Annotated in this window: 5 protein-coding genes; 4 read left to right on the top strand and 1 reads right to left on the bottom strand. The window is 67.8% G+C overall.

Translation table 11 applies throughout. The features are described 5' to 3' along the window. Positions 1 to 213: 213 nt before the first annotated feature. A complete protein-coding gene (locus GOAMI_RS19080; RefSeq protein WP_006438225.1) occupies positions 214 to 966 on the bottom strand; it encodes a hemerythrin domain-containing protein in 753 nt (250 codons plus the stop codon). Between the two features lie 218 nt (positions 967 to 1184). On the opposite strand from GOAMI_RS19080, the gene GOAMI_RS19085 reads away from it, so the two are divergent. From GOAMI_RS19085 to GOAMI_RS19100, 4 genes are all read left to right on the top strand, one after another. After that, positions 1185 to 1766 carry a phosphatase PAP2 family protein gene (locus GOAMI_RS19085; protein ID WP_006438226.1) on the top strand — a complete coding sequence of 194 codons (582 nt, stop codon included), beginning with the start codon at positions 1185 to 1187 and terminating at the stop codon, positions 1764 to 1766. Between the two features lie 62 nt (positions 1767 to 1828). Then, positions 1829 to 4459: an outer membrane protein assembly factor BamB family protein gene (locus GOAMI_RS19090; protein WP_040005002.1), complete on the top strand. Its 2631-nt coding sequence runs from the start codon at positions 1829 to 1831 to the stop codon at positions 4457 to 4459. Between the two features lie 35 nt (positions 4460 to 4494). Then, positions 4495 to 5745, top strand: a complete 1251-nt coding sequence (locus GOAMI_RS19095; protein ID WP_006438228.1) for an acyl-CoA dehydrogenase family protein — start codon at positions 4495 to 4497, stop codon at positions 5743 to 5745. Between the two features lie 48 nt (positions 5746 to 5793). Further along, entirely contained in the window at positions 5794 to 6867 is a 1074-nt protein-coding gene (locus GOAMI_RS19100; protein WP_006438229.1) for a phosphotransferase family protein, read from the top strand. The last annotated feature ends 222 nt before the right edge of the window (positions 6868 to 7089 follow it).

A 7089-nucleotide genomic window follows, 5' to 3' on the forward strand; every position in this document is an offset into this window, starting at 1 on the left:
CGAAACCCGGTTGCCACACCCCACCGACCGGCTTAACCAGCATGGCGCCAGGTTTCGACGCGGTGGCTCGCTCCGCTCGCTACCGGCTCAACCAGCAGTGCCCACGTCGGTTGAGCCGACACCGAGCGAAGCGAGGCGTCGTGTCGAAACCCGGCGCAACCAGCAGATGCGCGTGGGCCACGCCCGGCGAGCGCATTCGGGTCGGGCTCGCGCTCATGCGACCGGCCGGGGCCGGACGACATGCGCTCGCCGGTCCAGGTAGTAGAAGGCGCGGCCGTCGAGCCGACGGAAACGCGGTCCACCGAGCTTGATGAGCAGCTTGAGGATGCCGGGGAGACGGGCGAACACCGCCTGGCGGTCGGCGTCGGACAGACCCTTGACCATCATCGGGCTCATCTTGAGCATCTCGCCCAGACCCGACTGCTTGCCCATCTTGGCCTCGAACTCCTCCCAGTCGTGCATCGTCATCCGGCGCTGCACGATGGCGATCGCGTCGGTCTCCTCGTGGGCGAGGTGCTCGCCGAGGATCGGCTGGGCGCGGACGAGTGCGTCGACCAACTCGGAACGGGTCTGCTCGTCGGCGTGGGCGGCCATCGTCGTGAACCCGGCGTCGCACTCCTCGAGGATCGGGTCGATCTGGTCGTGTTCGGCATCCATCGCCTCGAGGACCCGCTTCTCGGCGTCGTCGCAGCGCTCCTCGAGTAGCGGCCACAGCTCGACGTCCTCGCCGTTGTGATGGTGATGAAGCGCCGTGGCGAACATCGTCCAGCGGTCGGCGAGAGCGCGCCAGGTACCGGCGTCGTCGAGCTTGGTGCGGGGTACGGCCGCGGCGAAGTCGGCGAGGTCGCGTCGGAACGCGTGGTGGAGGACGTACATCATGAACGGGTCGATCGGCCCGTTGGGCGCGGCGGCCTGGCCGGGGAGGCGGAGCTGGATCGGGAATGTGGTGGCGGGGTGGGTCGTCATCGGGTGGGTCCTCATCTGGTGTGTCGGGGTTCGGCTGACGGTGACCACTGTCGGTCTCGCCTCTTGTGGCGCACTTGAAGACGGCTTGAGCGTCGGGTTTCGCGAGGTCACGAGGTGCGCGGCGTCGGTCGGTCGAACGGTTGCGGTGTCGGGCTAGGGTCGGTGCAGTCAGGGTCGGTCGTGCTACCGGCACGCCGGAGGAGAGGAAGGTCGGACCGATGTTCCTGTCGCCGACGACGATCGACGAGAACGTATGGGACTGGGTCGTCTCGAATCGCTCCGAGCCGTGGAACACGATCGCCGAATTCGTCACGCTTCTCGGCAACACGTTGATCCTGACCACCCTCACCGTCCTGGCGGTGGTCTTTGCGGCGGCCACCGGTCGGCGCGTCGACGCCGTGTACGTCGGCGTCGGAACCCTCCTCGGTTACGCGCTGATGCAGGGACTCAAATTCGGGTTCGCGCGCAACCGGCCGCCGATCGAGGACCGGTTGCTGAACATCGACTCGTTCTCCTATCCGTCGGGCCACGCGATGATGACGATGATCGTGTTCGGTCTCTGCGCGGTCGTCGCGTACCGCTGTTTCGCGTGGGTGCGCGGACATCGCTGGATTCTTCTGCTCGCACCGCTGCTGTCGATCCTGGTGGGACTCACCCGAATTGAGCTCGGCGTGCACTGGACGACAGATGTGGTGTCCGGCTGGATCTTCGGGGTGCTGTGGGTGGCGCTGTGCACCTGGGTGCTCGCACGGTACGAAACGCGGAGGCGTGCAGACGTTCCCACCGGCCGCGCGGGCTGACGCCGGGAAATCGTCCGGGCAGGGGATAGTTCGGGCGCGTGCGACTGGGATTGACTGTGAAGATGTCGCATCCGGGTCCGCCGTCCGATGGGGATGCCGACGCGCCCCGACCACCCGACGAGTCGCCGACGACCATCCAGCCGGCCCGTCCCACGGTTGTACCCGGGGTCTCGCTGAACAAGGACAGTCGCCCGGACCCGCACGCGACGACGCCCTCCGGCACCGGGCCGGCGCAACCCGACCCGTACGCGTCGACGCAGTTCGGCCAGAGTCCCCACCCGTCGATCGGCATGGCGCCCCCGATGGGCCCGCCCGGGTATCCACCGCCGGGCTATCCGCCGCCACCCGGCTGGCGGCCGCCGCCGGGGTATCCACCTCCCGGGTATCCACCGCCCGGTTGGCAGCCGCCGCCTCCGCGCCGGTCGAACACCAAGGCGTATGTCATCACCGGGATCGCATTGGCATGCGTGCTCGCCCTCGTCGTGGGTGGCGTCGTGTGGTGGAAGACGACGCAGTCCGCGGAGGAGCCCGACCTGCTCGCCGGACAGTTGACGGGGTCGTATCCCACGGCGCCGAGTGCGGCGTGGACCGTCGAGTCGGGATCGTTCGGGGCGGATTCGTATGTGTCACCGCTGACGATGGAATCGTCATACGAGACCCTGGGCGCGGTACACGACGACCAGACACTCGTGACCCTGCTCCGAGCGGACCGTGGGAGCTCGTCCTCCGGACACCGTGTGCTGGGGATCGATGTCGCATCGGGAAACCGGTGGATGTTCGACGAGCCGGTGTCGTCATGTTCCGACGCGATCGTCGATCACACCATTGCCTGTCTCGGCAACGGGAGCGCTCACTTCATCGACACGCGAACCGGACGCTCGGCCGGCAGTGTGCCGGTCCCGGGGTCGGCCTTCGGCATCGCGTTCAACGGCAGCGCGGCATTCGTGCGGCAGTTCGGTGGCGGGCAAGGCCAGATGACGCTGATCAAGCTGACGCCACGGGGCACCGAGTGGCAGAAGACGGTGACCCTTCCCGAGGCATTACCGAGCGGGGACTCGTCGCAGTTCACGGCGACGGACAAGTTCGTCGCAAGCGCTGACGGCGTCATCGGGGTGGTGTCCGCCGACGACGGACGTGTGGTCTATACGAGCCCCGGCCGGACCGGCATCGGACGCCTCGCGGACGGCTCGCTGATGTTGTTGAGCGGCAGCATGAACGACGAGCAGCCGCAGAACGGGCCCGTCGTGCACCTGCGCGCTGACGGCACCACCGCCCGGTACGCGGGTGTCGACGTCCAGGTCCCCGTGGTGGCGACGCCCGATCAGCGCGACCGGACGATGATCGGCGGCACCTACGTCGACCTCGGTGATGGGCGGTCACTGTGGTCGGTGCCGGGTACGGGAAACCTTGCGGTCGCCGCACTCGTCGCGGATGACCGCGAGTTCGTCTACGTGCGGAGTGGGGATGTGGTGGCAGCGGACGTCGCCACCGGGGAACAGCGGTGGACCGCCGAGGCAGCCGGGTACGCCGGGCGCACGGGCTACGGAGTCACCGACGGCGAACGCCTGATCTTCCCGTCGGCTGATGATGGCGTGGTCGCGATCGACCTGGCCGACGGTTCTTCGCAGTGGTCGTTGCCGGCAGCGTCGGTCGGCAACACCGGAACGAATGGTGGGGCGCCCGGGCCCGCACGCACCTTCGCCATCGGCGACCGTCTGGTCACGCTGACCTCGACCACGATCACCGGCTTCGCCCCGACGGGTCCGCGCGCGATCGTCCCGGGCACCACCCGGGCGAGCGACAGCGGCTCCGACGGTGGGGGAACGGAGTACGTGACACCGTGCGGGTCGCCGCCGGTCTTCACACCGCAGTCGTTCCGCACCGCAACCGGTGGCCTCGTCATCACGATGAGGGTCACCGCGGAGTGTCCCGGTGGGGACGTCCTGTTCGGTCCGCAGACTCGGATCACCATCTCCGACGCCGGAGGTCTGGTCGCGTCGGGCATCTTCGACTTCCAGCGATCCCCGGTCGCCGTCCCGGCGCCCGATGGTGGAGGCGCCCTCGATCTCGAGCTGACCTACCCGCCGGGCAGTTTCTTCCGGTTGCCCGACACTCTGAACGGGAGCGGACCGAGTTCGGGTTCTGCCGGTGGCTCCGGCTCGGGTTCGGCTGGGGGACAGTATCTCGTCGACTGTGACAAGGGCCCGACGCCGGGGCCGCCACCTTCGGTGACCACGCCGGACTCGGGTATGCCGGCGGCGTCGTCGGTCGCCACGGACGCCGCGTTCCCGGCCGGCACGGATGTGACCGCGACCAGCGTCGACGCCCTTCGCCTGCAAGCCGACGCCGACCGTGCGTTCATCCTCGCCAACCTGAACAACCGCTGGGTCGCCCAGCTCAGCTCGAAACGTCCGGGTCTCGTGGCCGACGGTCGTACCTGGGACGATCAGGCCATCCTCGATGAGTTCCTCGCACTTCGCCTGCGGTTCAACGATGTTCGGTTGCTGTGGAGTGATGAGTGGCCGGTGTTCTCGTACCAGGGCTGGTGGGTGACGGTCGCGGCGGCGACGTTCCCCGGCCCGGTGGAGGCGAACAACTGGTGCCGAACCCAGGGCTTCGACCCCGACCACTGCTTCGCCAAACTCGTGAGCACCACGGCCGGACCGGACGGCTCGACGCTGTACTGGAAGTAGCCACCGGGAAGGGGCCTCCGCGATACGGTCGGGGAATGGATTTCTCTCCGTCACCACGGTCCGCCGACCTCACCGAGCGAGTGCGGGCGTTCGTCACCAACGAGATCGAACCCGTCGAATCCCGGATCCACCAGGACATCAAGGAACGTCGCGAGGGGGACGGCAATCCTTGGACGCCGTCGCCGATCATCGCCGAACTGCAGGCGAAAGCACGTTCCGAGGGTCTGTGGAATCTCTTCCTCCCGGCTGCCCACGCCGGCCGCTACGCCGCCGACTTCGGGACCGACGGGGGAGCGGGCCTGTCCAACGTCGACTACGCCCCGATCGCCGAGGCGATGGGATCGTCGGCGCTGTCGCCGGTTATCTTCAACTGCAACGCCCCCGACACCGGGAACATGGAAGTCCTGCTGCGTTACGGCTCCGAGGAGCAGCGCGAGCGCTGGCTGGAGCCGCTGCTGCGGGCCGACATCCGCAGCGCCTTCTGCATGACCGAACCCGCCGTCGCCTCCTCGGATGCCACCAACATGGCGGCGTCGGCTGTTCTCGACGGTGACGATGTGGTCATCAACGGCACCAAGTGGTTCTCCACCGGTGTCGGGCACCCCGACTGCAAGGTCCTGATCTTCATGGGCGTCACCGACGCCGAGGCCGACCGCAAGTCGCGCCACACCATGGTCCTCATCCCGATCGACACGCCCGGCGTCAAGATCGACCGGATGCTCACCACCATGGGCTATTTCGACGAACCGTTCGGCCACGGCGAGGTGTCCTTCACCGACGTCCGGGTCCCGGCGTCGAACATCCTCCTGGGACCGGGCCGCGCCTTCGAGATCGCCCAGGGTCGTCTCGGACCGGGACGCGTCCATCACTGCATGCGCGCCATCGGCCTGGCGGAACGCGCACTGGAATTCGGTGTCCGGCGCGCACTCTCGCGTGAGGCATTCGGCAAGCAACTGGCCCGGCTCGGTGGTAACAGCGAACGGATCGCCGACGCCCGCATCGCGATCAACAGGTCGCGACTCCTGGTCCACCATGCCGCGTGGCTGCTCGATCAGGGCATGTCGCGGGAGGCGTTGTCCGCGGTCAGCGAGATCAAGGTCGAGGTGCCGAACATGGCCTTGTCCGTCATCGACATGGCCATCCAGCTCCACGGCGGCGCCGGCCTCACCGACGACTTCCCGCTCGCACAGGCCTGGGTCGGTGCACGTTCGCTCCGTCTGGCCGACGGCCCGGATGAGGTGCACCGCAACGTCGTTGCCCGCCTGGAACTCGGGAAGTACCGCTGACCGCGCCCGTCCACACACATCCACGAACGAGAAGGGTGAACTCCCACAATGGCTGACCAGGTGACCGAGGCGCGCGAGGTGCGGGACGAGGACGCGTTCGACGTCGAGGCGGTGGCAACGTGGCTGCGGACCGCGGCGCCGGACGTCGAGGGCCTCGACGCGGTGCCCGAGGTGCGGCAATTCGCCGGTGGCGCTTCCAATCTCACCTACCTGCTGCGGTACCCGACGCGGGACCTGATCCTGCGCCGGGCCCCGCGCGGTACCAAGGCGCGCGGCGCGCATGACATGCGCCGCGAGTACCGCATCCAGTCCGAACTCTCGGGGGTGATCCGGTACATCGCACCGATGATCGCCTTCTGCGACGACGATTCGGTCCTCGGCGCCGACTTCTACGTCATGGGTCGCATCGACGGCGTCATCCCGCGCAAGGAGTGGCCCGCCGACGTCCCGCTCGACGCCGATCAGGCACGGCAACTCTGCTTCAACTTCATCGACACGCTCGTCGAGGTGCATTCGGTCGACCCGGCGAAGACCGGTCTCGGCGACCTCGGGAAGGGACTCGGCTACGTCCGGCGCCAGGTCGACGGCTGGACCGCCCGGTTCCGCAACGCGCACACCGACGACGTGCCCGATTTCGAGACGGCGATGGCGTGGCTGGCCGACAACCAGCCCGAGGATGTCGCGAACTGCATCATCCACAACGACTTCAAGCTCGACAACGTGGTGCTCGACAAGGACGACCCGACCAAGGTGATCGGCATCCTGGACTGGGAGATGGCCACGCTCGGTGACCCGCTGATGGATCTCGCAGGATCGATGGCCTATTGGATCCAAGCCGACGACTCCGACGAGCTGCAGCTCATGCGCCGCGTCCCGACGAACCTGCCGGGGATGATCACGCGTGCGGAGTTCGTCGAACGATATTGCGAGCGTATGGGTTTCGAGATGTCGCCGGAGCGGTGGCGGTGGTACGAGGCGTTCGGACTCTTCCGGGCCGTGGTCATCGCCCAGCAGATCTACTACCGCTACTACCACGGGCAGACCACCAACAAGGAGTTCGAACGGCTGGGTTTCGCGGTGGGCATCATCGGCAACCGGCTGAACGAGATCGTCGCCGGCTGACCGGCCGGGACGACCCGCCGTCTCGGGCTTCTACAGTGATGACGTGACGGCCTCGCCGCGTTCGATCGCGCCCCTGTACCTCGCCGGTTTTACCACGGCGTTCGGCGCGCACGGCGTCGCGACGGTTCTCGGTTCCGAGAGCGACGACATCGGACTGTCGCTGCTGGGCCTGGGCCTGGTGCTCGCGTTGTACGACCTCGCCGAGGTGGTTCTCAAACCGCG

Source organism: Gordonia amicalis NBRC 100051 = JCM 11271, assembly GCF_000332995.1.
In the GTDB taxonomy this organism is placed as follows: Bacteria; Actinomycetota; Actinomycetes; order Mycobacteriales; family Mycobacteriaceae; genus Gordonia; species Gordonia amicalis.